General features: G+C 60.5%; 16 protein-coding genes. 11 read left to right on the top strand and 5 right to left on the bottom strand.

Features of this window, described 5'->3' with window-relative positions; all coding sequences use genetic code 11:
• Positions 1 to 24 precede the first annotated feature (24 nt).
• Positions 25 to 1,314, bottom strand: coding sequence for a glycosyltransferase (locus AAEZ06_RS25120; protein ID WP_149413336.1), 1,290 nt, complete (start codon positions 1,312 to 1,314; stop codon positions 25 to 27).
• Positions 1,315 to 1,473: 159 nt separating this feature from the next.
• Here AAEZ06_RS25120 and tpx point away from each other — a divergent pair, with 159 nt between their 5' ends.
• The 7 genes from tpx (at position 1,474) to AAEZ06_RS25085 (ending at position 14,376) form a co-directional block, all read left to right on the top strand.
• Positions 1,474 to 1,974: a thiol peroxidase gene (tpx, locus tag AAEZ06_RS25115; RefSeq protein ID WP_149413335.1), complete on the top strand. Its 501-nt coding sequence runs from the start codon at positions 1,474 to 1,476 to the stop codon at positions 1,972 to 1,974.
• A gap of 233 nt (positions 1,975 to 2,207) precedes the next feature.
• Complete coding sequence (locus AAEZ06_RS25110) at positions 2,208 to 3,509, top strand: MdtA/MuxA family multidrug efflux RND transporter periplasmic adaptor subunit (protein ID WP_350616765.1); 1,302 nt, start codon at positions 2,208 to 2,210, stop codon at positions 3,507 to 3,509.
• Positions 3,506 to 6,607, top strand: a complete 3,102-nt coding sequence (locus AAEZ06_RS25105; RefSeq protein ID WP_149413333.1) for an MdtB/MuxB family multidrug efflux RND transporter permease subunit — start codon at positions 3,506 to 3,508, stop codon at positions 6,605 to 6,607. The genes AAEZ06_RS25110 and AAEZ06_RS25105 overlap by 4 nt, the downstream gene beginning before the upstream one ends.
• Positions 6,604 to 9,711, top strand: a complete 3,108-nt coding sequence (locus AAEZ06_RS25100; RefSeq protein WP_149413332.1) for an efflux RND transporter permease subunit — start codon at positions 6,604 to 6,606, stop codon at positions 9,709 to 9,711. The genes AAEZ06_RS25105 and AAEZ06_RS25100 overlap by 4 nt, the downstream gene beginning before the upstream one ends.
• Positions 9,708 to 11,177: an efflux transporter outer membrane subunit gene (locus tag AAEZ06_RS25095; RefSeq protein ID WP_149413331.1), complete on the top strand. Its 1,470-nt coding sequence runs from the start codon at positions 9,708 to 9,710 to the stop codon at positions 11,175 to 11,177. Before AAEZ06_RS25100 ends, AAEZ06_RS25095 begins: the two co-directional genes overlap by 4 nt.
• 268 nt (positions 11,178 to 11,445) lie before the next feature.
• On the top strand, positions 11,446 to 13,542 hold the full coding sequence (locus AAEZ06_RS25090; RefSeq protein WP_350616762.1) for a putative bifunctional diguanylate cyclase/phosphodiesterase: 2,097 nt from the start codon (positions 11,446 to 11,448) through the stop codon (positions 13,540 to 13,542).
• A gap of 87 nt (positions 13,543 to 13,629) precedes the next feature.
• Positions 13,630 to 14,376, top strand: coding sequence for an SDR family oxidoreductase (locus tag AAEZ06_RS25085; RefSeq protein WP_149413329.1), 747 nt, complete (start codon positions 13,630 to 13,632; stop codon positions 14,374 to 14,376).
• 91 nt (positions 14,377 to 14,467) lie between these two features.
• On the opposite strand, the gene mapR is transcribed toward AAEZ06_RS25085, so the two are convergent.
• From mapR to AAEZ06_RS25070, 3 genes are all read right to left on the bottom strand, one after another.
• A complete protein-coding gene (mapR, locus tag AAEZ06_RS25080) occupies positions 14,468 to 15,877 on the bottom strand; it encodes a GntR family transcriptional regulator MpaR (protein ID WP_149413328.1) in 1,410 nt (469 codons plus the stop codon).
• Positions 15,878 to 15,948: 71 nt separating this feature from the next.
• Positions 15,949 to 17,364 carry a cytochrome c oxidase accessory protein CcoG gene (gene ccoG / locus AAEZ06_RS25075; RefSeq protein WP_149413327.1) on the bottom strand — a complete coding sequence of 472 codons (1,416 nt, stop codon included), beginning with the start codon at positions 17,362 to 17,364 and terminating at the stop codon, positions 15,949 to 15,951.
• Positions 17,365 to 17,559: 195 nt separating this feature from the next.
• A complete protein-coding gene (locus AAEZ06_RS25070; RefSeq protein WP_149413326.1) occupies positions 17,560 to 17,799 on the bottom strand; it encodes a DUF3203 family protein in 240 nt (79 codons plus the stop codon).
• A 121-nt stretch (positions 17,800 to 17,920) separates the two neighbouring features.
• Here AAEZ06_RS25070 and AAEZ06_RS25065 point away from each other — a divergent pair, with 121 nt between their 5' ends.
• Positions 17,921 to 18,415 carry an MgtC/SapB family protein gene (locus tag AAEZ06_RS25065; protein WP_149413325.1) on the top strand — a complete coding sequence of 165 codons (495 nt, stop codon included), beginning with the start codon at positions 17,921 to 17,923 and terminating at the stop codon, positions 18,413 to 18,415.
• A gap of 7 nt (positions 18,416 to 18,422) precedes the next feature.
• On the opposite strand, the gene AAEZ06_RS25060 is transcribed toward AAEZ06_RS25065, so the two are convergent.
• Positions 18,423 to 18,581, bottom strand: a complete 159-nt coding sequence (locus tag AAEZ06_RS25060) for a hypothetical protein (protein ID WP_178114460.1) — start codon at positions 18,579 to 18,581, stop codon at positions 18,423 to 18,425.
• A 257-nt stretch (positions 18,582 to 18,838) separates the two neighbouring features.
• Here AAEZ06_RS25060 and AAEZ06_RS25055 point away from each other — a divergent pair, with 257 nt between their 5' ends.
• From AAEZ06_RS25055 to glgB, 3 genes are all read left to right on the top strand, one after another.
• Positions 18,839 to 20,794 (top strand): alpha-1,4-glucan--maltose-1-phosphate maltosyltransferase, encoded by a 1,956-nt coding sequence (locus AAEZ06_RS25055; RefSeq protein ID WP_502948050.1) that lies wholly within the window; start codon positions 18,839 to 18,841, stop codon positions 20,792 to 20,794.
• A gap of 67 nt (positions 20,795 to 20,861) precedes the next feature.
• Complete coding sequence (treS, locus tag AAEZ06_RS25050; protein WP_149413323.1) at positions 20,862 to 24,209, top strand: maltose alpha-D-glucosyltransferase; 3,348 nt, start codon at positions 20,862 to 20,864, stop codon at positions 24,207 to 24,209.
• On the top strand, positions 24,206 to 26,437 hold the full coding sequence (glgB, locus tag AAEZ06_RS25045; RefSeq protein WP_149413322.1) for a 1,4-alpha-glucan branching protein GlgB: 2,232 nt from the start codon (positions 24,206 to 24,208) through the stop codon (positions 26,435 to 26,437). The genes treS and glgB overlap by 4 nt, the downstream gene beginning before the upstream one ends.
• Positions 26,438 to 26,450 lie beyond the last annotated feature (13 nt).

The following is a 26,450-nucleotide window of genomic DNA, read 5'->3' as shown; positions in this document are numbered from 1 at the left end:
GCGCAACCTCGCCAGCGCCTGTGTTTAAAGTGTGCGGTTTTTTGCCTCGATCCACTGTGCCATGTACTGGGTACTTTTATGCAGGTGGTGGCGCAGCATACTGCCGGTGAAGTTGATGCGCCGGTGCTGGGCCAACTCGCCACGGCACTGATCCAGCCGCTCGACCAGCGCCGGGCCGTGTACGTCTTGCGAGTAACGGCGGGCAAGCAACTGCCGGCCGTCTTCCTGAGCCAGGGTCCAGCGGTCGCGGTCCTGATACAGGGCAACCGCTGCGGCGGCCAAGGCGCTGGCGCTTTCTTCAATAACGCCGGGCCAGGCTTGCTCATCGTTCATGCCTTCAGCACCCATAGGAGTGGTGATATTCGGCGTGCCACAGAGCATCGCATCCGCCAGTTTGCCCTTGATTCCTGCGCCAAAGCGCAGCGGCGCCAGGCAGATACGCGTGGCCGACATCACCGCCAGCGCATCCTCGGCCCAGTTCATCACATGAAAGCCCTGGGCCGGATTGTGCAGCGCGGTGGCCTTGGGCGGGGTGTAGGCACCGTATATATGCAACTGGACGCCGGGCAGTTGCTGGCGGATCAACGGCCACAGGCTGTTCTTCATCCAGAGCACCGCATCCCAGTTGGGCGCGTGGCGGAAGTTGCCGATGCTGAGAAAGTGCGCGCGGTCTTCAAAAGGCGTGAAGGCTTCAGTCGGCGGCTCCAGCATCAACGGGCACCAGTGGAGCAGGGCGGCCGGCACCTTGAACTGCTCGGTGAGCAGGCGGATTTCAACGTCGGAGATCATCAGGCTGATATCGCAGCGGTAAATTGCTGCGATCTCGCGCTTGGCCAGGTCGGTGTCGGCCATCAACTGGAATTCTTCCTCCAGCGCGGGGGCGAACAGTGCGCCGAAATCGTCGCCGTCCGGATCGGCCTTGAGGTGGTCCTTAAGGCGCTGATGACGGGCGTCCCGCAGGCTTTGCAAGTCTGAGGTTTCCAGCACCCGCAGCGCATCCGGGCAATGCTTTTCGACGCGCCAGCCAAACTGTTCCTCCATCATGAAACGATCGAACAGCACGACATCCGGGGCTAGTTCACAAATAAAATCGTCGAAACTGCTGTTATTGAGCTCGATGGCGCATTCGCCAATACCCAGCGCCAGCAAGTCGGCCTTGTGTTCGCCAATCGTTGCCGGGCTGCTGAAGGTAATGTCCCAGCCTTGATCAAGGAAACTGTGCAGAATCTGCATCATGTGCCCGCCTGCGGCCGACGAGCGAGGTTCCGGCCAGACATAACCAATGACCAGGACTTTGGTGGCGGGCTGATTCATTGACGGCGGTTTCCTTGAAGGGCGGGCGAAAAGCGCGCAATTAAACCACAACCGCGTGGCGTGACAATTTGTGTCTTGCGGTAGGTAGCCACGGCACTTTGTGGTTAACTTCGGCCTCTCGAATTCGTTTAACCAAAACTCAGCATAAGGATTCTGTTCATGGCTCAAGTCACCCTTCGTGGTAACCCTGTCCAGGTTGAAGGCGAATTGCCGCAAACCGGCTCCAAAGCTCCAGCCTTTACTCTGACCGCCGGCGATCTGTCGGAAGCAACCCTGGCCACTTTCGCCGGCAAGCGCAAAGTGCTGAACATCTTCCCAAGCGTTGATACCCCCACCTGCGCCACTTCGGTTCGCAAGTTCAACGCCCAGGCCAACGAACTGAACAACGCAGTAGTACTGTGTATCTCCACCGACCTGCCCTTCGCCCAGGCGCGCTTCTGCGGCTCCGAAGGCCTGGAAAACGTGAAGAACCTGTCGGACTTCCGCGACGCTGCCTTCGCCGTTGACTACGGTGTGGCAATCGCCGAAGGCCCACTCAAAGGCTTGACCGCTCGCGCCGTCGTGGTGCTGGATGAAAACGACAACGTGCTGCACAGCGAACTGGTATCTGAAATTGGCCAAGAGCCTAACTATGAAGCAGCCCTGGCTGTTTTGAAGTAACTGTTACGGCAAATGACTGTCGCTTTGCAGTAACACGCTTGATGCATGATTGCGGCCTGGCCTAGTCCAGGCCGTTTTTATTTGCGGTTCAGCGGCTTAGCCCTGATACCGGATGTTGTAAGTCAAAACGTAGATGTTTGTAGGCTCGAAGGTAAATAGCCGGTAAAGGCGCTTTTCTTAAAGCCCGACAGTGCTTATCTTTCAGCCTCCCCAAGAAGAAGCTCTCGCGCCCAATGGTTGATCACTCCATGCAATCCTCCCCCCGCAACTCCCGCCGCTGGCTGTTCGGCTTGTTCGTCCTGTTGGTTATCGCCGGCCTGTGCTGGAAATTCTGGCCAACGGGGGCTGCCCAAAATGAAGCACCGGCTGGTCGCACCAGCAAAACCGGGATGATGCGCCCCGGCTTCGGCGGTTCCACCGCCCCGATACCAGTCCGCGTGGCGCCGGTGGTGCAGGGGGAATTCCCTGTGTACTACAAAGCCTTGGGCACGGTAACGGCGTTGAACACCATTAATGTGCGTAGCCGGGTCGGGGGAGAGTTGGTCAAGATTGCCTTTGAAGAAGGGCAAATGGTCAAGGCAGGCGACCTGTTGGCGGAAATAGACCCGCGCAGTTACCAGAATGCCTTGCTCCAGGCCCAGGGCACGCTCTTGCAGAATCAGGCCCAGTTGAAAAACGCCCAGGTCGATCTTGAGCGTTATCGCGGTCTCTATGAGCAGGACAGCATCGCCAAGCAAACCCTGGACACCGCAGCCGCGCTGGTTATGCAGTATCAGGGAACGGTCAAGACCAACCAGGGCGCGGTCGACGACGCGAAACTCAACCTCGAATTCACCAAGATCCGCGCTCCCATCGCCGGGCGCGTAGGCCTGCGTCAACTGGACGTCGGCAACCTGGTCGCCGCCAATGACACTACCGCCCTGGCCGTGATCACCCAGACCCAACCCATCAACGTCGCCTTCACCTTGCCGGAAAACTCCCTGCAAACCGTGCTCGCCCGTTATCGCACCGGCAACAAGCTGCCAGTGCAAGCCTGGGACCGTGGCGACGTGAAGCTGCAAGCCACCGGCGTGTTGCAGAGCCTGGACAACCAGATCGACGTCACCACCGGCACCCTGAAATTCAAGGCGCGCTTCGATAACCAGGACCAGGAGCTGTTCCCCAACCAGTTCGTCAACGTGCGACTGCTGGCTGACACCCTCAAGAATGTGGTGTTGGCGCCGTCGGCGGCGATCCAGTTCGGCAACAATGGCACCTTCGTCTATGCCCTCGATGGCGACAAGAAGGCCAAGATCCGCCCACTGGTGATCGGCGACACCGACGGCGAAAATACTGTGATCAAGGAAGGCCTGGCCGCCGGCGACCGCGTGGTCCTGGAAGGCACCGACCGCTTGAAGGACGGCAGCGACATCGAAGTGGTCAACGACAGCGCCGATGTCCCGACCAGCCCTACCGAACACTTGCAGGGCAAGCCGGCGGCGAAAGGCGAAGGCAGCCCGGCTAATGCCGGCAAGGCGCAAAAGGCCGGCGCATGAACCTCTCACGGCTGTTCATCCTCAGGCCCGTCGCCACCACCCTGAGCATGCTGGCCATCGTCCTGGCAGGCCTGATTGCCTACCACCTGCTGCCGGTGTCGGCCTTGCCGCAGGTGGATTACCCGACCATTCGCGTCATGACCCTGTACCCCGGCGCCAGCCCGGACGTGATGACCAGCGCGGTCACCGCGCCCCTGGAGCGTCAGTTCGGGCAAATGCCCGGGCTGACCCAGATGGCGTCCACCAGCTCCGGCGGCGCCTCGGTGCTGACCCTGCGCTTCAACCTCGACGTCAACATGGACGTCGCCGAGCAACAGGTCCAGGCCGCGATCAACGCTGCCACAAACCTGCTGCCCAAGGACTTGCCGGCGCCCCCGGTGTACAACAAGGTCAACCCCGCAGACACGCCAGTGCTAACCCTGGCCATCACCTCAAAAACCATGCTGCTGCCCAAGCTCAATGACTTGGTCGACACCCGCATGGCGCAGAAAATCGCCCAGATCAGCGGCGTCGGCATGGTCAGCATCGCTGGCGGCCAGCGCCAGGCGGTCCGCATCAAGGTCAACCCAGAGGCTCTTGCCGCCAATGGCTTAAACCTGTCGGACGTGCGCACCTTGATTACCGCCTCCAACGTCAACCAGCCCAAGGGCAACTTCGACGGCCCGACCCGCGTCTCGATGCTCGACGCCAACGACCAGTTGGTCTCGCCCGAGCAATACGCTGAACTGATCCTTGCCTACAGCAATGGCGCGCCGTTGCGCCTCAAGGACGTCGCGCAAATCGTCGACGGCGCCGAAAACGAACGCCTCGCTGCCTGGGCCAATGAAAACCAGGCCGTGCTGCTGAACATCCAGCGCCAACCGGGTGCCAACGTTATCGAGGTGGTGGACCGGATCAAGGCGCTGCTGCCCAGCATCACCGACAACCTGCCGGCCGGCCTGGAGGTAACGGTGCTCACCGACCGCACCCAAACCATCCGTGCTTCTGTTACCGACGTACAACACGAATTGCTGATCGCCATCGCCCTGGTGGTAATGGTGACGTTCCTGTTCCTGCGCCGATTCAGCGCCACCATTATTCCGTCGATTGCGGTACCGCTGTCCCTGGTGGGCACCTTTGGCGTGATGTACCTGGCCGGTTTCTCCATCAATAACCTGACGCTGATGGCCCTGACCATCGCCACTGGCTTTGTGGTGGACGACGCCATCGTCATGCTGGAGAACATTTCCCGCTATATCGAGGAAGGCGAAACACCCATGGCCGCGGCGCTCAAGGGTGCCAAGCAGATTGGCTTCACCCTGATTTCCCTGACGCTGTCGCTGATCGCCGTACTGATTCCGTTGCTGTTCATGGCTGATGTAGTGGGGCGCCTGTTCCGCGAATTTGCCATCACCCTGGCGGTGGCAATCCTGATCTCCCTGGTGGTGTCTCTGACTCTGACGCCGATGATGTGCGCGCGCCTGCTCAAACGCGAACCAAAGGAAGAGGAACAGAGCCGCTTCTACAAGGCCAGCGGCGCCTGGATCGACTGGCTGGTCGCCGCCTACGGGCGCAAGTTGCAGTGGGTGCTCAAGCACCAGCCGCTGACCCTGCTGGTGGCTATCGCTACCCTGGGCCTGACGGTGGTGCTGTACCTGGTGGTGCCAAAGGGCTTTTTCCCGGTGCAGGACACTGGGGTGATCCAGGGCATTTCCGAAGCGCCGCAATCTATCTCCTTTGCCGCCATGAGCCAGCGCCAGCAGGAACTGGCGAAAATCATCCTGGAAGATCCGTCAGTCGAAAGCCTGTCGTCTTACATCGGGGTCGACGGTGATAACGCGACCCTCAACAGCGGCCGCCTGCTGATCAACCTCAAGCCTCACCGCGAAAGAGACCTGAGTGCCACGCAGATCATCACTCGCCTGCAACCGCAACTGGACAAACTGGTAGGCATTCGCCTGTTTATGCAGCCGGTGCAGGACCTGACCATCGAAGACCGTGTCAGTCGCACCCAGTACCAGTTCAGCATGTCCTCGCCGGATGCCGACTTGTTGGCGCTGTGGAGCGGCAAGCTGGTGCACGCACTGAGCGAGTTGCCGGAACTCACCGATGTCGCCAGCGACCTGCAGGACAAGGGCTTGCAGGTGTATTTGGTGATTGACCGTGATGCAGCCTCGCGCCTGGGCGTATCGGTGGCGACCATCACCGATGCGCTGTACGACGCCTTCGGCCAGCGACAGATTTCTACCATCTACACCCAGGCCAGCCAGTACCGCGTGGTATTGCAAGCCCAGTCCGGGGAAAGCCTGGGGCCGGACGCTCTGAACCAGATCCATGTGAAGACCACCGACGGCGGCCAGGTACGGTTGTCGAGCCTGGCCCATGTCGAACAGCGCCAGGCACAACTGGCGATTACCCATATCGGTCAGTTCCCGGCGGTGATGATGTCGTTCAACCTCGCGCCCGGCGTGGCGTTGGGCAAGGGTGTGGAACTGATCAACCAGATGCAGAAGGACATCAGCATGCCGGTGGGCGTGCAAACCCAGTTCCAGGGCGCCGCCCAGGCGTTCGAGGCTTCGCTGTCGAGCACCTTGCTGCTGATCCTGGCGGCGGTGGTGACCATGTACATCGTGCTGGGGGTGCTCTACGAGAGCTATATCCACCCGATCACCATTCTCTCGACCTTACCATCGGCGGCGGTGGGGGCCTTGTTGGCCTTGCTGCTCAGTGGCAACGACCTGGGGATGATCGCCATCATCGGCATCATTCTGCTGATCGGTATCGTCAAGAAGAACGCGATCATGATGATCGACTTCGCCCTCGACGCCGAGCGCAACCAGGGGCTTGACCCGCAAACGGCGATTTATCAGGCGGCGCTGCTGAGGTTCCGGCCGATCCTGATGACCACCCTGGCGGCCTTGTTCGGTGCGGTGCCGTTGATGTTGGCCACGGGTTCCGGCGCCGAATTGCGCCAGCCGCTGGGCCTGGTGATGGTCGGCGGGTTGCTGTTGAGCCAGGTGTTGACGCTGTTCACGACGCCGGTGATCTACCTGTACTTTGACCGCCTTGGCCGCCGCTGGCGCAAACAGCCCGAGCGCCTGGAGCCGGTTGAGCCATGAACCTGTCCGGACCTTTCATTCGTCGGCCGGTAGCCACCATGCTGCTGAGCCTGGCGATCATGCTGCTGGGCGGCGTCAGCTTCAACCTGCTGGCGGTGGCGCCATTGCCGCAGATCGACTTCCCGGTGATTGTCGTGCAAGCCAGCTTGCCCGGCGCCAGCCCCGAGGTGATGGCGTCTACAGTGGCAACGCCATTGGAACGCTCCTTCGGCGCAATTGCCGGCATCACTACCATGAGCAGTTCGTCGAGCCAGGGGTCGACCCGGGTGATCCTCGCCTTCGACAGCGACCGCGACATCAATGGCGCGGCGCGGGAAGTACAGGCGGCGATCAACGCCTCCCGCAACTTGCTGCCCAGCGGCATGCGCAGCATGCCCACCTATAAAAAGATCAACCCGTCCCAGGCGCCCATCATGGTGCTGTCGCTGACCTCGGACGTGTTGCCCAAGGGCCAGCTCTACGACCTGGCCTCGACCATTCTGTCCCAAAGCCTGTCCCAGGTGCCGGGGGTCGGTGAAGTACAAATTGGCGGCAGCTCCCTGCCGGCGGTGCGCATTGAACTGGAACCCAAGGCCCTCGACCAGTACGGCGTGGCCCTGGACGATGTACGCAACACCATCGCCAATGCCAACGTGCGCCGCCCCAAGGGTTCGGTGGAGGATGGCCAGCGCAACTGGCAGATCCAGGCTAATGACCAGCTGGAAAAAGCCAAGGACTACGAGCCCCTGGTGATTCGCTACCAGGACGGCGCGGCACTGCGCCTGAGCGACGTAGCCAAGATCAGCGACGGTGTCGAAGACCGCTACAACAGCGGTTTTTTCAACAACGATTCGGCGGTGCTGCTAGTGATCAATCGCCAGTCCGGCGCTAACATCATCGAGACCGTGGCGCAGATCAAGGCGCAGTTGCCGGCGCTGCAGGCGGTGTTGCCGTCCAGTGTCAAGCTGAACCTGGCCATGGATCGCTCGCCGGTGATCAAAGCCACCTTGCACGAAGCCGAGATGACCCTGCTGATCGCCGTGGCCCTGGTGATCCTGGTGGTGTACCTGTTTCTTGGTAACTTCCGTGCGTCGTTGATCCCGACATTGGCGGTGCCGGTGTCCCTGGTGGGCACCTTTGCGGTGATGTATCTGTTTGGGTTTTCCCTGAACAACCTGTCGCTGATGGCATTGATCCTGGCCACTGGCCTGGTGGTGGACGACGCCATCGTGGTGCTGGAGAACATTTCCCGGCACATCGACGACGGTATCCCACCCATGAAGGCCGCGTACCTGGGGGCCAAGGAAGTCGGCTTTACCTTGCTGTCGATGAATGTGTCGCTGGTGGCGGTGTTCCTGTCGATCCTGTTCATGGGCGGAATCGTCACCAGTTTGTTCCGGGAGTTCTCCATCACATTGGCGGCAGCAATCATTGTCTCGCTGGTGGTCTCCCTGACCTTGACCCCGATGCTCTGCGCCCGCTGGCTCAAGCCCCATGTCAAAGACCAGGAGAGCGGCTTGCAGCGCTGGAGCCGCAAGGTCAACGACCTCATGGTCGCCGGTTATGCCAGTAGCCTGGACTGGGTACTCAAGCACCGGCGCCTGACCCTGCTCAGCCTGTTCGTGACCATTGGCGTCAACGTCGCACTGTACGTGGTGGTGCCGAAAACCTTTATGCCGCAACAGGACACCGGGCAGTTGATCGGTTTTGTCCGCGGGGATGACGGGCTGTCCTTCAGCGTCATGCAGCCGAAGATGGAAATCTTCCGCAAGGCCGTATTGCAAGACCCAGCGGTGGAAAGTGTGGCGGGTTTTATCGGCGGCAACAGTGGCACCAACAATGCCGTGATGCTGGTGCGGCTCAAGCCCATCAGCGAGCGCAAGATTTCCGCGCAGCAGGTCATCGAGCGCATGCGCAAAACCGTGCCACCGGTGCCGGGCGGGCGATTGATGCTGATGGCCGACCAGGACCTACAGTTTGGCGGGGGCCGCGACCAGACCTCCTCGCAATACTCCTACATCCTGCAAAGTGGCGACCTGGCAGCCTTGCGCCTGTGGTACCCGAAAGTGGTCGCCGCCTTGCGTGAATTGCCAGAGTTGACCGCCATCGACGCCCGCGAAGGCCGTGGCGCGCAACAAGTCACGCTGATCGTCGACCGCGACCAGGCCAAGCGCCTGGGGGTGGACATGGACATGGTCACCTCAGTGCTGAACAACGCCTACAGCCAGCGGCAGATTTCCACCATCTATGACAGCCTCAACCAGTACCAGGTGGTCATGGAGGTCAATCCGAAATATGCCCAGGACCCGATCACTCTGAAGCAGGTGCAGGTGATTACCGCAGATGGCGCACGGATTCCCTTGTCGACCATCGCTCACTATGAAAACAGCCTGGCGGACGATCGTGTCAGTCACGAGGGCCAGTTCGCCTCGGAAGACATTGCTTTCGACATGTCCCCGGGAGTCACGGTGGCGCAGGGCACAGCCGCCATCGAGCGGGCAATTGCCAAGGTCGGTCTGCCGGAAGACGTCATCGCCAAGATGGCGGGTACCGCCGACGCCTTCGCTGCCACCCAAAAAAGCCAGCCGTGGATGATCCTCGGCGCCCTGGTGGCGGTTTATCTGGTTCTCGGGATTCTGTATGAAAGTTACATCCACCCGTTGACCATCCTCTCGACCTTGCCCTCGGCCGGTGTCGGTGCCTTGCTGTCGATTTACGTGTTGGGCGGTGAGTTCAGCCTGATCTCCCTGCTCGGGCTGTTCCTGTTGATTGGTGTGGTGAAGAAAAACGCCATCCTGATGATCGACCTGGCGCTGCAACTGGAGCGCAAGGACGGCATGGAACCGCTGGAGTCGATTCGCAGCGCCTGCCTGCTGCGTCTGCGGCCAATCCTGATGACCACCCTGGCGGCGATCCTCGGCGCGTTGCCGTTGCTGCTGAGCACCGCCGAAGGCGCGGAAATGCGCCAGCCCCTGGGCCTGACGATTATCGGCGGCCTGGTGTTCAGCCAGATCCTGACCCTTTACACCACCCCGGTGGTTTACCTTTATCTCGACCGCCTTCGCCGCCGTTTCAACGGCTGGCGCGGGGTGCGTACCGATGCTGCCCTGGACACTGCGCTATGACTGATTCCACATTTGCAAAGGGCGCCATGACTCGCGGCTCCAGCCTGCTGGCTCTGGCGCTCTGCGCCTTGATGCTCAGCGCCTGCGCCATCGGCCCCGACTACAAGCGCCCGCAGCTGAGCGAGCCGGTCCAGTACAAAGAGGCCAAGGGTTGGCGCCAGGCCTCGCCAAGCGACTCTTTGGCTCGTGGTGCCTGGTGGGAGTTGTACGGTGACAAACAGCTCAACGATCTGGTGGATAAGCTCAACAACGCCAACCAGACCGTCGCCCAGGCCGAGGCCCGCTACCGTCAGGCCCAGGCATTGGTGCGCAGCTCAAGGGGCGCGTTTTTTCCCACCGTGGACTTGAGCGCCGGGAAAACCCGTGCCAGCCAGGGTACCGGCAGCAGCAGCGCCAGCCTGAGCAGCTCCAGCAGCGGAATCCGCGATACCTTCAATACCCAGTTGGGCGTCAGCTGGGAAGCCGATATCTGGGGCAAGTTGCGCCGTGGCCTGGAAGCCAACGAAGCCAGCGCCGAAGGCAGCTCGGCGGACTTGGCGGCCATGCGCCTGAGCCAGCAATCGGAACTGGTGCAGAATTATCTGCAACTGCGGGTCATGGATGAGCAGACCCGCTTGTTGCAAGCCACGGTCGAAACCTACCAACGCTCGCTGCAAATGACTGAAAACCAGTACCGCGCCGGCGTGTCCGGCAGGGACGCCGTGGCCCAGGCGCAGACGCAGCTCAAAAGCACTCAAGCCAGCATGATCGACCTGATCTGGCAGCGCGCCCAGCTGGAAAACGCGATTGCCGTGCTGATCGGTATTGCACCCACCAACTTTGAGCTGGCAGTGAGCAAGGACATTCCCGCCCTGCCGCAGATTCCGGTCAACCTGCCATCGCAACTGCTGGAGCGCCGCCCGGACATCGCCTCGGCGGAGCGCGCAGTGATTGCCGCCAACGCCAATATCGGCGTGGCAAAGACCGCCTACTACCCAGACCTGACCCTAAACCTTGCAGGCGGCTATTCCAGCAGCACCTACGCCGACTGGATCAGCCTGCCGAATCGCTTCTGGTCGGTGGGGCCGAAACTGGCCATGACCCTGTTCGACGGCGGCCAACGCTCGGCGGAAGTCGACCGCGCCGAAGCGTCCTACGACGAAACCGTGGCCAAGTACCGCCAGACCGTACTCGACGGCTTCCGTGAGGTGGAAAACTACATGGTCCAGCTCAAGGTCCTGGAAGATGAGGCAGGGGTGAGCAACGAAGCGCTGGAAGCCGCTCGCGAATCCTTGCGCCTGACCCAGAACCAGTACAAGGCCGGGCTGATTGCCTACCTCGATGTGGTCACCGTCCAGGCCACCGCCTTGAGCAACGAGCGCACCGTGCTGACCTTGCTGCAAACCCGCCTGGTGGCCAGCGTACAGTTGATCGCGGCATTGGGCGGCGGTTGGGATGGGCAGATGCAGGTGAGCGACAAAGAGTAAACAAACACCCTGGTGGGGACTAACTGCAGCAGTTGTCGAGCCCAGCGAGGCTGCATCCGGTCGCACCACCGCCACCAAGCCAGGCACTGGCACCAGTCGCCCCCGACGCAGCCTCGCTAAAGCTCGACAGCTGCCACGGAAATAGCACCAAATCGTCACTAGTGGCCTTCTGATAATATTCCCCCTGCGCGGGAATTAATCTAGCTACAATCGCCGACTTTTCCATCCAGCACGGATGCCATTCGGCCCGTCGGCCACGAGACGTCCCATGCTCACCGGTAGTTACTCCCCCACGCTGGTCCTGATTTCCCTGTTTGTGGCGATCCTCGCTTCCTATACCGCTCTGGATCTGACCGGGCGTATCGCCACGGCCAAAGGTCGCACTGTGTACTTGTGGATGGCGGGCGGCGCCCTGGCCATGGGCATTGGCGTCTGGTCGATGCACTTTATCGGCATGCTCGCGTTTCACTTGCCCATTAGCCTTGGCTACGACATAGGCATCACAGCGCTATCGCTGTTGATCGCGGTTCTCTCCAGCGGCTTTGCCCTCTGGTTGGTGAGCCAGCCACGTTTGCCGGCCTGGCAACTGGCGTTTGGCGCGTTGATCATGGGCGCGGGCATCAGCGCCATGCACTACACCGGCATGGCGGCCATGCGCATGACGCCTGGCATCGACTATGACCCAACGCTGTTTGGCGCCTCTCTGTTGATTGCCGTCGGCGCCTCGGCTGCGGCCTTGTGGATCGCCTTCAACCTGCGGCGCAATACCCCTTATGTGCGCCTGGCACGAGGTGGCGCGGCGCTGGTCATGGGCGTGGCAATTGTCGGCATGCACTACACCGGCATGGCTGCTGCGCGGTTTGCCGACGGCAGTTTTTGCGGTGCCGCTCTGGATGGTTTGACTGGCAAGGGCCTGGATAGCCTGGTGCTGATCACCACCCTGGCGGTGTTGGCCATTGCGCTGTTGACCTCATTGCTGGACGCCCGCCTTGAAGCCCGCACCGCCGTGCTGGCCGACTCCCTGACCCAGGCCAATCAGGAGCTGACCCACCTGGCCCTGCACGACACCCTGACGGGGCTGCCCAATCGCACCCTGCTCGCCGATCGCATCCAGCAGGCCACGCAACTGGTAGCGGAGCAGGGCGGCTGTTTCGCCCTGATGTTTATCGATCTCGATGGCTTCAAGCCCGTAAACGATGCCTTCGGCCATCACATGGGCGACCAGTTGCTGCGCGAAGTCGGCCTGCGCTTGCGCGAAGACTTGCGCAGCCAGGACACGTTGGCGCGAATCGGCGGCGACGAGTTCGTGCTGTTGGTGCAATTGAACCAGTCCGACGATGCGCTGCGCCTGGCGGAACGTCAGGTAGGCCTGATCAATCAAGCCTTCCGTGTGGCGGAGCATGAGCTGAAAATTTCTGCCAGTGTCGGCATCGCGCTGTTCCCCGGCAACGGCGCCACGCCCCAGGAATTGCTGATGAACGCTGACGCTGCGATGTATCACGCCAAAAGCATGGGCAAAAACGGCTACAGCTTTTTCGACGTATCGATGAACACCAACGCCCGCAAGCAGCTGCAGTTGTTGCAGGACTTGCGCAACGCCGTGGATCAGCAGCAATTGCGGCTGTTCTACCAACCCAAGTTTGACGCCCTCAGCGGTCGGCCGGTGGGTGCCGAAGCACTATTGCGCTGGGAACACCCGCAACACGGCTTGTTACTGCCGGACAAGTTCATTGAACTGGCAGAAAAGACCGGGCTGATCATCCCCATCGGCGAATGGGTGCTCAATGAAGCCTGCAGGCAGATGCAGGTGTGGTTTGCCCAGGGATATCGCGACTGGCGCATTGCGGTGAACCTCTCGGCCTTGCAGTTTTGCCATGCCGGGCTGGTCACCAGTGTCGCCAACGCCCTGAAGCGTCACCAATTGCCGGCCAACAGCCTGACCCTGGAAATCACCGAAACCACCGCCATGAGCGATGCCGATGCGAGCATGACGGTATTGCAGAAACTCTCGGAAATGGGCGTTGACCTGTCCATCGATGACTTTGGCACCGGCTACTCCAGCCTGATGTACCTCAAGCGTTTGCCGGCCAACGAGTTGAAGATCGACCGGGGCTTTGTGCGCGACCTGGAGCACGACAGCGACGACGCCGCGATTGTCTCGGCCATTGTTGCGCTGGGTCAGGCCCTGGGCCTGCGGATTGTCGCTGAAGGGGTGGAAACCGATATGCAGCAAAATTTCCTGACGCGACTGGGCTGTGATTCATTGCAGGGCTATCTGCTGGGGCATCCGTTGCCGGCGGACGGTTTCATGAGCGCCATTGTGGCGAAGGAACTCGCTGGCGTGCCTCAAGTAGCGACACCCTGAGATCATTGACCTCAGTCCATGCAAAACCCGACTAGCGCAGGTATTCTTGAATCCAACCGTTATACGTTGATTCAGGAGACCGTACACATGGACAAAGTCGTCATCATCACCGGTGGCAGTCGTGGGATCGGGGCCGCCACGGCCTTGTTGGCGGCGCGCCAGGGTTACCGAATCTGTATCAACTTCCAGTCCGATGAAGAGGCAGCGCTGCGTGTCCTGGAGCAGGTCCGCGCCCTGGGCGCCCAAGCGATTGCGGTGCGTGCCGATGTCAGCATCGAGGACGAAGTGATCAGCCTGTTCAACCGGGTCGATGCCGAGCTGGGCCGAGTCACTGCGCTGGTCAATAACGCAGGCACCGTGGGGCACAAGTCGCGGGTCGATGAGATGTCCGAGTTCCGCATCCTGAAAATTCTCAAGACCAACGTGCTGGGCCCGATCCTCTGTGCCAAGCACGCAGTGCTGCGCATGTCGCCCAAGCATGGCGGGCAGGGCGGCAGTATCGTCAACGTCTCATCGGTGGCCGCTCGTCTCGGCTCGCCCGGTGAATATGTTGACTACGCGGCGTCCAAAGGCGCAATGGACTCCTTCACCATCGGTCTTTCGAAAGAAGTGGCGGGTGAAGGCATCCGGGTCAACGCAGTGCGCCCTGGCTACATCTACACCGATTTCCACGCCCTGAGTGGCGACCCGGATCGGGTCAGCAAGCTGGAGTCGGGTATCCCGATGGCCCGTGGCGGACGTCCGGATGAGGTGGCGGAAGCGATTGTCTGGCTGCTGTCGGACAAGGCGTCCTACGCTACCGGGACCTTTGTTGACCTCGGTGGTGGCCGCTGAAAAACTGCCTGCTCCTGCGGGAGCGGGTCGCTATCAACCCGTTGGTCCCTGGGGCTATTCAAGTCAGGTATTTATTGCCCGCCTCAATCGCTCAAAAAGACCGCACGATCCGTCCCAATGTCTCCATGGCCTTTTCCGAGGCCTCATCCCAGGGACTGCCATAGTTCAAGCGAATGCAGTTCCTGAACCGCTGGGTCGGCGAAAATATCGGCCCCGGCGCAATGCTGATGCCTTGGGCCAACGCCATCTGGAACAACTTCAACGAGTCCGTTTGCTCGGGCAATTCCAACCACAGGAAATACCCACCCGCTGGCTGGCTCACGCGGGTTTGTGCCGGAAAATAGCGGGCGATGGCGGCAAGCATGGCGCTTTGCTGTTCTTCCAGGGCATAACGCAACTTGCGCAGGTGCCGGTCGTAGCCACCATGTTGCAGGTAGTCGGCAATCGCCGCCTGGGCTGGCATTGACGCGCACAACGAGGTCATCAATTTCAGCCGTTCGATCTTCTGCGCATAACGCCCGGCAGCCACCCAACCGATGCGATAACCAGGAGCCAGGCTTTTGGCGAAGGAGCCGCAGTGCATCACCAAACCTTCGGTATCGAACGCCTTGGCCGGTTTAGGTGCCTGTTGGCCGTAGTACAACTCGGCGTAGACATCGTCCTCGATCAGTGGCACCTGATGGCTGCGCAACAACTCCACCAGTTCCTGTTTCTTGGCTTCGGGCATGGTGGCGCCCATGGGGTTCTGGAAGCTGGTCATGCACCAGCAAGCCTTGATCGGGTAACGTTCAAGACTTTGGGCCAGCACTTTGAGGTCAATGCCATCGCGCGGGTGTACGGGAATTTCCACGGCCTTGAGTTTCAGCCGCTCCAGCACCTGCAGGCTGGCATAAAACGCCGGGGCTTCGATGGCCACCAGGTCGCCGGGCTCGGTCACGGCTTGCAGACACAGGTTCAGCGCTTCCAGGGCACCGTTGGTGATCAGCAACTCCTCCATGGGCAGCATCAAGCCGCCGACCATGTAGCGCAGGGCAATTTGCCGGCGCAATTGTGGGTTGCCCGGTGACATGTCCGTGACCACCATGCGCGGGTCCATCTCCCGACTGGCACTGGCCAGGGAACGGGCCAGGCGCTGTAGCGGAAACAGCGTCGGACTGGGAAAGGCCGAGCCGAAGGGCACAGTCTGCGGGTCCTTGATGGAGTCGAGCACCGAAAACACCAGCTCGCTGACGTCGACTTCGGTGGATTCGTGTACATGTGCACTGACCACCGGCTCGGAAAACGGGCTTGGCGCATGGGTGTTGACGAAGTACCCGGAACGCGGCCGGGCGCGGATCAGGCCACGACGTTCCAGCAGGTAGTAGGCCTGGAACACCGTGGATGGGCTGACGCCGTAGGTCCGGCTGGCATAACGCACCGACGGCACCCGCTGGCCAGGCCCCAGGACGCCGGAGCGGATCAGTTCTGCGATGTCGTCGGCGAATTTTTCGTAGCGTTTCATCGGAGCCTAATAGGGTAAGTAAGTTAAGAGCAAACTCTGCTCCTGTGGCGAGTCCGCTCACAACAACATCATCAACGGTTAAGCGGCGACACAAACCGGCTGTCGGCGACACTATAAACGCCCGGCTCATCAATATCCGTGACCTTGAAGCTGATGGTCTGGGAGCTGCTGGCAGGCTTGTCGCTGGTCATCGCCACCGACACCGGCACATCGGTTATTTCCCCCGGTGCCAAACTGATCTCGGTCTTGCCCTGAAGCTGGAAGCCATCACCGTCCACTAACTCAAGACGATAATCCTGACGCTGCTGGGTCTTGTTGATGACCTTGAGGCTGTAGATGTTCTCGATCAAGCCTTGGCTGTTTTCGCGAAACATCCCTCGGTCCTTGGTCACGTCCAGCGACACCATCGGCCGCTGCACCAGCGCCATCACCAAGGCTGCGATCATCACCAGCAGCACCGCACTGTAGCCGATCAACCGTGGCCTGAGCAGGTGGGTCTTGCCGCCTTGCAACTGATGCTCGCAGGTGTAGCTCACCAGGCCACGGGCATAGCCCATTTTGTCCATGATTGAATCACAGGCGTCGATGCAAGCCGCACAGCCGATACACTCCATTTGCAAACCGTCGCGAATGTCGATGCCGGTGGGGCAGACCTGTACGCACAGGTGGCAGTCGATGCAGTCACCGAGGCCGACATCCGCAGGTTTCACTTCGCGTTTACGTGGGCCACGGCTCTCGCCACGGGCCACATCGTAGGAAATGGTCAGGGTGTCCTTGTCGAACATCACGCTCTGGAACCGTGCATACGGGCACATGTGCATGCACACCGCTTCGCGCAACCAGCCTGCGTTGATGTAAGTCGCGCCTGTGAAAAACAACACCCAGAACAGGCTGACACCGCCCATCTGCCAGGTCAGCAGCTCCTCGGCCAGGGGCCGGATAGGCGTGAAGTAGCCCACAAAGGTCAAGCCGGTGAGCACGCTGATGGCCAGCCACATCGTGTGTTTGACTGAACGCCGCAGCAGCTTGCTCAGGCCCCAGGGGGAGGCCTGCAGCTTGATGCGCTGGTTTCGCTCGCCCTCAGTGACCTTTTCGCACCACATGAACAGCCAGGTAAACGAGCTTTGCGGGCAGGTATAACCACACCATACCCGGCCGGCAAATACCGTGATCGCAAACAGGCCGAAGGCTGCGATGATCAACAACGCCGACAACAGGATGAAATCCTGGGGCCAGAAGGTTGCGCCGAAAATGTGAAATTTGCTTTCTGCAAGGTCCCACAACACCGCCTGCCGTCCGCCCCAGTTCAGCCACACGGTGCCGAAAAACGCCAGGAACAGAAAACCCGCGCCACTCAAGCGCAAGGTGCGGAACAAACCGGTAAAACTGCGGGTGTGAATCAGGTTGTCACTGGATTTGGCCTTCATCTTCTTTGGATGTGCAGGCTCAAAGGTTTCAACTAATCGGACGGGGATTCTATCGCTCATGGTCTTTCGCTCATCAGCCTCCATCAGGCGGATGAACTATGCCGGGCGATCTGTTTGCATAACAGACTCAGGTATAGCGATAAAAAGCGGATCAGATGGATTGCCGACCCGCTCCTGCGTCAATCTGCTGCACCCCCGTGCGGCCTGGGGCAGCGCCTGTATCGGCAGCCGTAAAGCGGTGCTGATACAGATCAATCAAATCACCGAATCACCCTCGGTCACCTTCAAGTGCTTACGACCATCCTTGGCGCCTGCTACGGTCAAGGCGTCGGCTTCTGCTTCAGTGATGTAGACACGTTGGCCGTCGACTTCAACGGCGGACATGGATTTTTCGCTGTCGGTGATCACCGTGACAGCCGTGGCGGCGAGGCTTCGTTCTTCGCCGTCCTCGTCGACCTTGAAGTAACAGGTCTGGTTTTCGATACGTACTGGCATGATGCTCTCCTTCTCGTCAGGTACTGATCATTAGGGTTCGACAACAGGTAAATGGTTTCCGGCAACTGACTGGCGGTCGCTGCTGTCCATCCTTTATCGACCTATAAACAAGGACCGCTCCATGGACGCCTGGTGGCAAGAAGTCTGGCAAACCCTGCAAGCGGAATTCGCTGACATAGGCGATGCCCGGCAACTGACACAAATCACCGTGCGCCTGCTGATCGCCGCGATCCTGGGGGGCATTCTGGGCTTTGAGCGAGAACAAAAAGGCAAGGCTGCCGGCGTGCGCACCCACATGCTGGTGGCCATGGGCGCTGCGTTGTTCGTGTTGGTGCCACAAATGTCCGGCTCCCAGGCCGATGCCATGAGCCGCGTGGTGCAGGGCGTAATCGCCGGGATCGGCTTTCTGGGTGCCGGTACCATCCTCAAGGGCAAGGAAGATCAGGAAGGCCAACACGTCAAGGGGCTGACTACCGCAGCCGGGCTGTGGATGACCGCCGCCATTGGGGTGGCGGCGGGGATGGGCAGGGAGTCGACGGCGGTGTTGAGCACCCTGTTGGCGCTGCTGGTGTTCAGCGTAATGCCCAGGATTGTACGGCTGCTGGAGAAGGAGTAATCATCCTTCAGGCAATCACTGGCGGCATCGTCGTGGGTGGGTCTTCCTTCGCCGGGGGCGTTGTGCCGGGTGGTTCCTGCTCCGGGATCGGCTCAGGTTCGGTGGGTGGCAAGGTTGGTTGATCAATGTTGGGATCAGGTGTTTCAGCCGGGATAGGGATATTCATCGGTGTGGCCTCCTTTGTGCTTTGCTGTATCGGTGGACAATCGGCCTGGCCAATTGATTCCCGTCCAATAGCGGCACATCCATCTGAACTTTTCACCGGCTAGCGGGCTCGGACTTTATACGGCCCGGCTCAGGAAGAGCTTTGTCGTACCGCACTTGGGATCTGGCACAGGAGCGTCCACGGGGCGTAAGGAGTGATGCTCGATGACTGCTGAACTATCGAAACAAAACGTACTCACGAAAAATGATGAAACGTCCATGTTTCCACTGTCCCAGGCACTGTTGTTGCCCAGGATTGCCATAGAAAGCACCACACCGGTGATCGACGGCGGCGAGTTCGCGGTCAAGGCCATCGTGGGGCAGCGGATCAAGGTAGCCAGCAAGGTCTTCGCCGACGGCCATGACAAGCTGGCGGTGCTGATTCGCTGGCGGCCGCTGAGTGACGAGCGCTGGCACAGCGTGGTTATGACCGATGTCGGCAATAACGGTTGGGAAGGGAACTTTACGGTCACCGCTCAAGGCCCGCATCAATATTGCATTGAGGCCTGGATCGATCAGTTCGCCAGCTTCTGCTACGAACTGGGCAAAAAACATGCAGCCCGCGTTCCCGTCAGCCTGCAATTGCAGGAAGGCCGCAGCCAGGTGTTGCAGGCCGCCGAACGCAGCGAAGGCGAGTTACGCGAGCACTTGATGCTGTTGCACCACGAGCTGTCGGGCTTGCTGGAAACCGAGCAAGTCGCGCGCTTCCTGCACGAAGACAGTGCGCACCTGATGGCTCAGGCCGATCACCGCGCCTACTTGAGCATCAGCCCGGTCTATCCGCTGGATGTGGAGCGCGAGGCCGCGCAGTTTGCCAGCTGGTACGAGCTGTTTCCCCGCTCGATCACCGATGATCCAGCGCGCCACGGCACTTTTAACGACGTGCATTCGCGGCTGCCGATGATCCATGACATGGGTTTTGACGTGCTGTATTTCCCGCCGATCCATCCTATCGGCCGCAGCTATCGCAAGGGCAAGAACAACGCCCTGACCGCAGGCCCCGATGATCCGGGCAGCCCGTATGCCATTGGCAGCGAGGAGGGCGGCCACGAGGCAATCCACTCGCAACTGGGCACCCGCGAAGATTTCCGCCGCCTGGTGGCCGCCGCCGCAGACCATGGCCTGGAAATCGCCCTGGACTTCGCTATCCAGTGTTCCCAAGACCACCCGTGGCTCAAACAACACCCCGGCTGGTTCAACTGGCGGCCCGACGGCACCATCAAATATGCCGAGAACCCGCCGAAGAAATACCAGGACATCGTCAACGTCGACTTCTATGCCGCCGACGCCATCCCCAGCCTGTGGATCGAGTTGCGGGACGTTGTGCTGGGCTGGGTCGAGGAGGGCGTCAATACTTTCCGCGTCGACAACCCCCACACCAAGCCGCTGCCGTTCTGGCAATGGGTGATTGCGGACGTGCGAGAAAAACACCCACAGGTCATCTTCCTCGCCGAAGCCTTCACCACCCCGGCCATGATGGCGCGGCTGGGCAAGGTCGGTTACTCCCAGAGCTACACCTATTTCACCTGGCGCAACACCAAGGCCGAGCTGAGTGAATACCTGAGCGAACTCAACGAGTCGCCGTGGCGCGAATGCTTCCGACCCAACTTTTTCGTCAATACGCCAGATATTAACCCCGGCTTCCTCCATGAGTCTGGCCGCGCCGGCTTTCTCATCCGCGCGGCCCTGGCGACCATGGGCTCAGGCCTGTGGGGCATGTATTCGGGTTTTGAATTGTGCGAAGCCGCAGCGGTGCCCGGCAAGGAAGAGTACCTGGACTCGGAGAAGTACGAGATCCGCCCCAGGGATTTCACCGCGCCGGGCAACATCATTGCCGAGATCGCCCAGCTCAACCGCATCCGTCGGCAGAACCCGGCGTTGCGAACTCACTTGGGCTTGAAGCTCTACAACGCCTGGAACGACAACATCTTGTACTTCGGCAAACGCTGCGAGGACGCCGGCAATTTCATCCTCATCGCGGTGAGTCTCGACCCGCTCAATGCCCAGGAAGCCAATTTCGAATTGCCGCTGTGGGAGATGGGCCTACCGGACGACGCCCAGACCCAGGGCGAAGACTTGATGAACGGCCACCGCTGGACTTGGCACGGCAAGCACCAGTGGATGCGACTAGAGCCGTGGCATCAGCCGTTTGGTATTTGGCGGATCACTGTTTAAAGGGCTTTTTGTGGATAGTTAAAACATCGCCACTTTTTAGTTTTTTATGAATTTCCAGGAGTTTCCAATGGCGAAGAAACCCAAGGCTGCCACCTTTATCAAAGACCCGCTCTGGTACAAGGATGCGGTGATTTATCAGGTTCACGTCAAATCCTATTTCGACTCCAATAACGATGGTATAGGCGATTTTCCAGGGCTGATCGCCAAACTCGACTACATCGCCGAGCTGGGTGTGAACACCATCTGGGTGCTGCCGTTCTACCCCTCGCCACGCCGTGACGACGGCTACGACATCGCCGAATACCGTGGTGTGCACAGCGACTACGGGACCATGGCCGACGCCAAGCGTTTTATCGCCGAAGCCCATAAACGCGGCTTGCGGGTCATCACCGAACTGGTGATCAACCACACCTCCGACCAGCACCCGTGGTTCCAGCGCGCCCGCAAGGCCAAGCCAGGTTCCAAGGCCCGGGATTTCTACGTCTGGTCCGATGACGATCAGAAATACGACGGCACCCGCATCATCTTTCTCGACACCGAGAAATCCAACTGGACCTGGGACCCAGTGGCCGGCCAATACTTCTGGCACCGTTTCTACTCCCACCAGCCGGACCTTAACTTCGACAACCCGCAAGTCATGAAAGCGGTGCTCTCGGTGATGCGCTACTGGCTGGACATGGGCATCGACGGCCTGCGCCTGGATGCCATCCCGTACCTGATCGAGCGCGACGGCACCAACAACGAAAACCTGCCGGAGACCCACGACGTCCTCAAGCAGATCCGCGCCGAAATCGACGCCAACTACCCGGACCGCATGCTGCTGGCCGAGGCCAACCAATGGCCGGAAGATACTCAACTGTACTTCGGGGACAAAAAAGGCGATGACGGCGACGAGTGCCATATGGCCTTTCACTTCCCGCTGATGCCGCGCATGTACATGGCGCTGGCCCAGGAAGACCGCTTCCCGATCACCGATATCCTGCGCCAGACCCCGGAGATTCCAGCCAATTGCCAGTGGGCGATTTTCCTGCGTAACCACGATGAACTGACCCTGGAAATGGTCACCGACAAAGAGCGCGACTACCTCTGGAACTACTACGCCGCTGACCGCCGTGCGCGCATCAACCTCGGTATTCGCCGGCGCCTGGCGCCGCTGATGGAGCGCGACCGTCGCCGCATCGAGCTGCTCAACAGCCTGCTGCTGTCGATGCCCGGCACGCCGACCCTGTATTACGGCGATGAAATCGGCATGGGCGACAACATCTACCTGGGCGACCGTGACGGCGTACGCACACCCATGCAGTGGTCCATCGACCGCAACGGCGGCTTCTCCCGCGCCGACCCGGCCAGCCTGGTGCTGCCGCCGATCATGGACGCGCTCTACGGCTACCAGTCAGTCAACGTCGAAACCCAGGCCCAAGACCCACACTCGTTGCTGAACTGGACCCGGCGGATGCTGGCGATTCGTAAACAGTCCAAGGCCTTCGGTCGCGGCAGCTTGAAAATGCTCTCACCCACCAACCGCCGCATCTTGGCCTACACCCGCGAATACACGGGCGACGACGGCAAGCACGAAATCATCCTCTGCGTGGCCAACGTTTCGCGCAGCGCCCAGGCGGCGGAGCTGGACTTGTCCGCATTCGCCGGCATGGTCCCGGTGGAGATGCTCGGTGGTAATGCGTTCCCGCCCATTGGCCAGCTGAACTTCCTGCTGACCCTGGCGCCTTACGGCTTTTACTGGTTCGTGCTGGCGGCGGAAAACCAGATGCCGAGTTGGCACGTGGAACCTACGCAAAGCATCCCGGACTTCACCACTCTGGTACTGAAAAAACGCCTCGAAGAATTGCTCGAAGTGCCATGCCGCACCACCTTGGAACAAAACTCGTTGCCAGCCTGGTTGCCCAAGCGTCGCTGGTTTGCCAGCAAGGATTCGCTCATCGACAGCGTGCACATCGCCTACGGCGTGCGCTTTGGCGACCCGCAGCATCCGGTGCTGCTCAGCGAGATTGAAGTCACCACAGCTGGGCAGGTCAGTCGCTATCAACTGCCCTTGGGCTTTTTGGCCGAAGACCAGTTCACCAGCGCCTTGCCGCAACAGCTCGCGTTGGCCCGTGTACGGCGAGTGCGCCAGGTTGGCCTGGTCACGGACGCCTTCAGCCTCGACACCTATATCCGCGCGGTGATTGAAGGCCTGCAAGCCAACACCGTGCTCACCTCAACTGACGGCGACATTCGTTTCGAACCGACGGAGCAGTTGGCCAAGCTGGAACTCAACGACGACTCAGAGGTGCGCTACCTCGCCACCGAACAGTCCAACAGTTCAGTGGTGGTGGGCGCCAGCCTGGTACTCAAGCTGATCCGTAAAGTCAGCGCCGGGGTACACCCGGAACTGGAGATGGGCGCTTACCTGACAGCCGCCGGCTACGAACATATCTCGCCGCTGCTGGGCTCGGTGATCCGCCGCGATGCCGAAGGCCAGGACAACTTGCTGATGATTGCCCAGGGTTACCTGAGTAACCAGGGCGATGCCTGGGGCTGGACCCAGAACAACCTGGAACGGGCGATTCGCGACGAATTGGCCCAGGCCATCTCCGAGCAGGAACAGCACTACAACGCCTTGGGTGAGTTGGCCGACTTCGCAGGCCTACTCGGCCAGCGCCTGGGTGAAATGCACCTGGTATTGGCCGCGCCTACTGCCAACAAGGACTTCAAGCCCGAGGTCACTTCCGTCAAAGACAGCCAGGGTTGGGCCAAGCAGGTGGGGGCGCAAGTCGACCGCGCCTTGCACTTGCTCAAACAGCATCAAAGCAAACTGGCCACCGCTGACCAGGCGCTGGTCAGTGCAATGCTGGTGCAGAAAAAAGCCATCGCCACCCACGTGCAGGATCTGGCCAAGGCCACGGTGGGCGGCTTGCGCATTCGCGTCCACGGTGACTTGCACCTGGGCCAGGTGCTGGTGGTCAAGGGCGATGCCTACCTGATCGACTTTGAAGGGGAACCGGCGCGACCGCTCCATGAGCGTCGCGGCAAGCACAGCCCGTACAAGGATGTCAGTGGCGTGCTACGGTCGTTCGACTATGCCGCCGCCATGGCCCTGAATGTGCAAGGGGTAGATCACTCGACCGAGGCCAACGCCGCACGGCAACGGGTGGCCGATCGTTACTTGAATGAAGCGCGGCTGGCATTTATCCAGGCCTATCATGAGGCTACGACTACACTGGCCCATGACTGGCAGGACGCCAAGGGCCAGGAGGCAGCGCTGGCATTGTTCAGCCTGGAGAAGGCCGCGTACGAAGTGGCCTATGAAGCGGAAAATCGCCCGACCTGGCTGCCGGTACCGTTGCAAGGTTTGCACGGACTGCTCAGCGGACTGAAGCCATTATCCAAAACTGCACGCGCAGGGGAGACGTCATGAGTTTTACAGACAAGGAAGCGCTGCAACCCAAGCTTGCGGTAATGCCGGCAACCCAGGATATCGAAGCCTTGGTGCGGGCCGAACATCACGATACATTCTCGATCCTTGGCCCCCACGATGATGAAGAGGGCGGCCAGTTTATCCGCGCATTTCTGCCAGAGGCCTTGAGTGTTCAGGTGCTGGCCCGCGACAGCGGTGAGCACGTCGGCGATCTGGATGCGACTCCGGTGCCTGGCTTGTTTGTCGGGCATTTCTCGCCCCGCCAGGGCTATTTGCTGAAAATCCAGTGGGCGGGTGGCGAGCAGATCACCGAAGACCCTTACAGCTTCGGCCAGTTGCTGGGCGAGATGGACCTTTACCTGTTTGCCGAGGGCAATCACCGCGACCTGAGCAGTTGCCTCGGCGCCCAGGTGATGAGCATCGACGGCATCCAGGGCGTGCGTTTCGCGGTGTGGGCGCCCAATGCCAAGCGTGTTTCCGTAGTTGGCGACTTCAATATTTGGGACGGTCGCCGCCACCCGATGCGCCTGCGCCATCCAGCCGGCGTGTGGGAGATATTCATCCCGCGCCTGCAACCCGGTGCTGCCTACAAATACGAAATCCTGGGCACCAGCGGGATTCTTCCGCTCAAGGCCGACCCCATGGCGCTGGCCACGCAATTGCCGCCGGACACCGCTTCCAAGGTCGCTTCGCCGTTACAGATTGACTGGCAGGACCACGCCTGGATGCAGGCCCGTGGCGAACAGCAATTACCGAGTGCACCGCTGTCGATCTATGAGTTGCACGTCGGCTCCTGGCAATGTGAACTCGACGAGTTGGGCGAAGTGTCCCGCCAGTACGGCTGGCGCGAGTTGGGTGAACGACTGATTCCCTATGTGCAGCAGCTGGGTTTCACCCATGTCGAGCTGATGCCGATCATGGAACACCCGTTTGGTGGCTCCTGGGGTTATCAGCCGCTGTCGCAATTTGCCCCCAGTGCCCGCTTTGGCTCGCCGGACGATTTTGCCGCCTTCGTCAACGCCTGCCATCAGGCCGATATCGGCATCATCCTTGACTGGGTTCCGGCGCATTTCCCCACCGACACCCACGGCCTGGCGCAATTTGACGGCACGGCGCTGTACGAATACGGCAACCCACAGGAAGGCTTTCACCAGGACTGGGACACGCTGATCTACAACCTGGGCCGCACCGAGGTTCATGGTTTTATGCTGGCTTCTGCGCTGCACTGGCTCAAGCATTTCCATATCGACGGCCTGCGGGTGGATGCAGTGGCGTCGATGCTCTACCGCGATTACTCGCGCAAGGCCGGCGAGTGGGTGCCTAACCGTCATGGCGGTCGGGAAAACCTCGAAGCCATCGACTTCCTGCGTCACTTGAACGACGTGGTAGCCCTTGAAGCCCCCGGTGCCTTGGTGATCGCCGAGGAATCCACTGCCTGGCCAGGCGTCAGCCAACCGACCCAACAGGGCGGCCTGGGCTTCAACTACAAGTGGAACATGGGCTGGATGCACGATTCGCTGCACTACATCCAGCAGGACCCGCTATACCGCGCCCACCATCACAACGAACTGAGTTTCGGCCTGATGTATGCCTGGTCCGAGCGGTTCATCCTGCCGATTTCCCACGATGAAGTGGTTCACGGCAAACACTCGCTGATCGACAAGATGCCTGGCGACCGCTGGCAGAAATTCGCCAACCTGCGGGCTTACCTGTGTTTTATGTGGGCGCATCCGGGCAAGAAGCTGCTGTTTATGGGCTGTGAATTCGGCCAGTGGCGCGAGTGGAACCACGATCAGCAGCTTGATTGGTATTTGCTGCAATACCCGGAACACCGCGGCGTGCAAAAACTGGTGGGCGACCTCAATCGCCTGTATCGCGAAGAACCGGCGTTGCACGACCAGGACGACGCGCCCCAGGGCTTTCAGTGGCTGATTGGCGATGATGCGATCAACAGCGTCTACGCCTGGCTGCGCTGGAGCAAGGATGGCCGGCCGGTGTTGGTGGTGGCCAACTTCACCCCGGTGCCCCGTGAGGCGTACAAGGTCGGCGTGCCGTTTGCCGGGCGCTGGGGCGAAGTGATCAACAGTGATGCCGACACCTATGCCGGTTCCAACTATGGCAATGGTGGCGGGGCGTTTACCGAAGAGGAACCGCGCCATGGCCAGCCGCTATCACTGTCGTTGAATCTGCCACCCTTGGGTGTGCTGATTCTGCGGCCGGAGGGCTGATTTTCAGACCAGA

Origin of the sequence: Pseudomonas sp. HY7a-MNA-CIBAN-0227 (assembly GCF_040310325.1) — a bacterium.
Classification (GTDB): domain Bacteria; phylum Pseudomonadota; class Gammaproteobacteria; order Pseudomonadales; family Pseudomonadaceae; genus Aquipseudomonas.
Note: the sequence above shows the minus strand (reverse complement) of the source record. Positions and strands in the feature narration are given on the sequence as shown.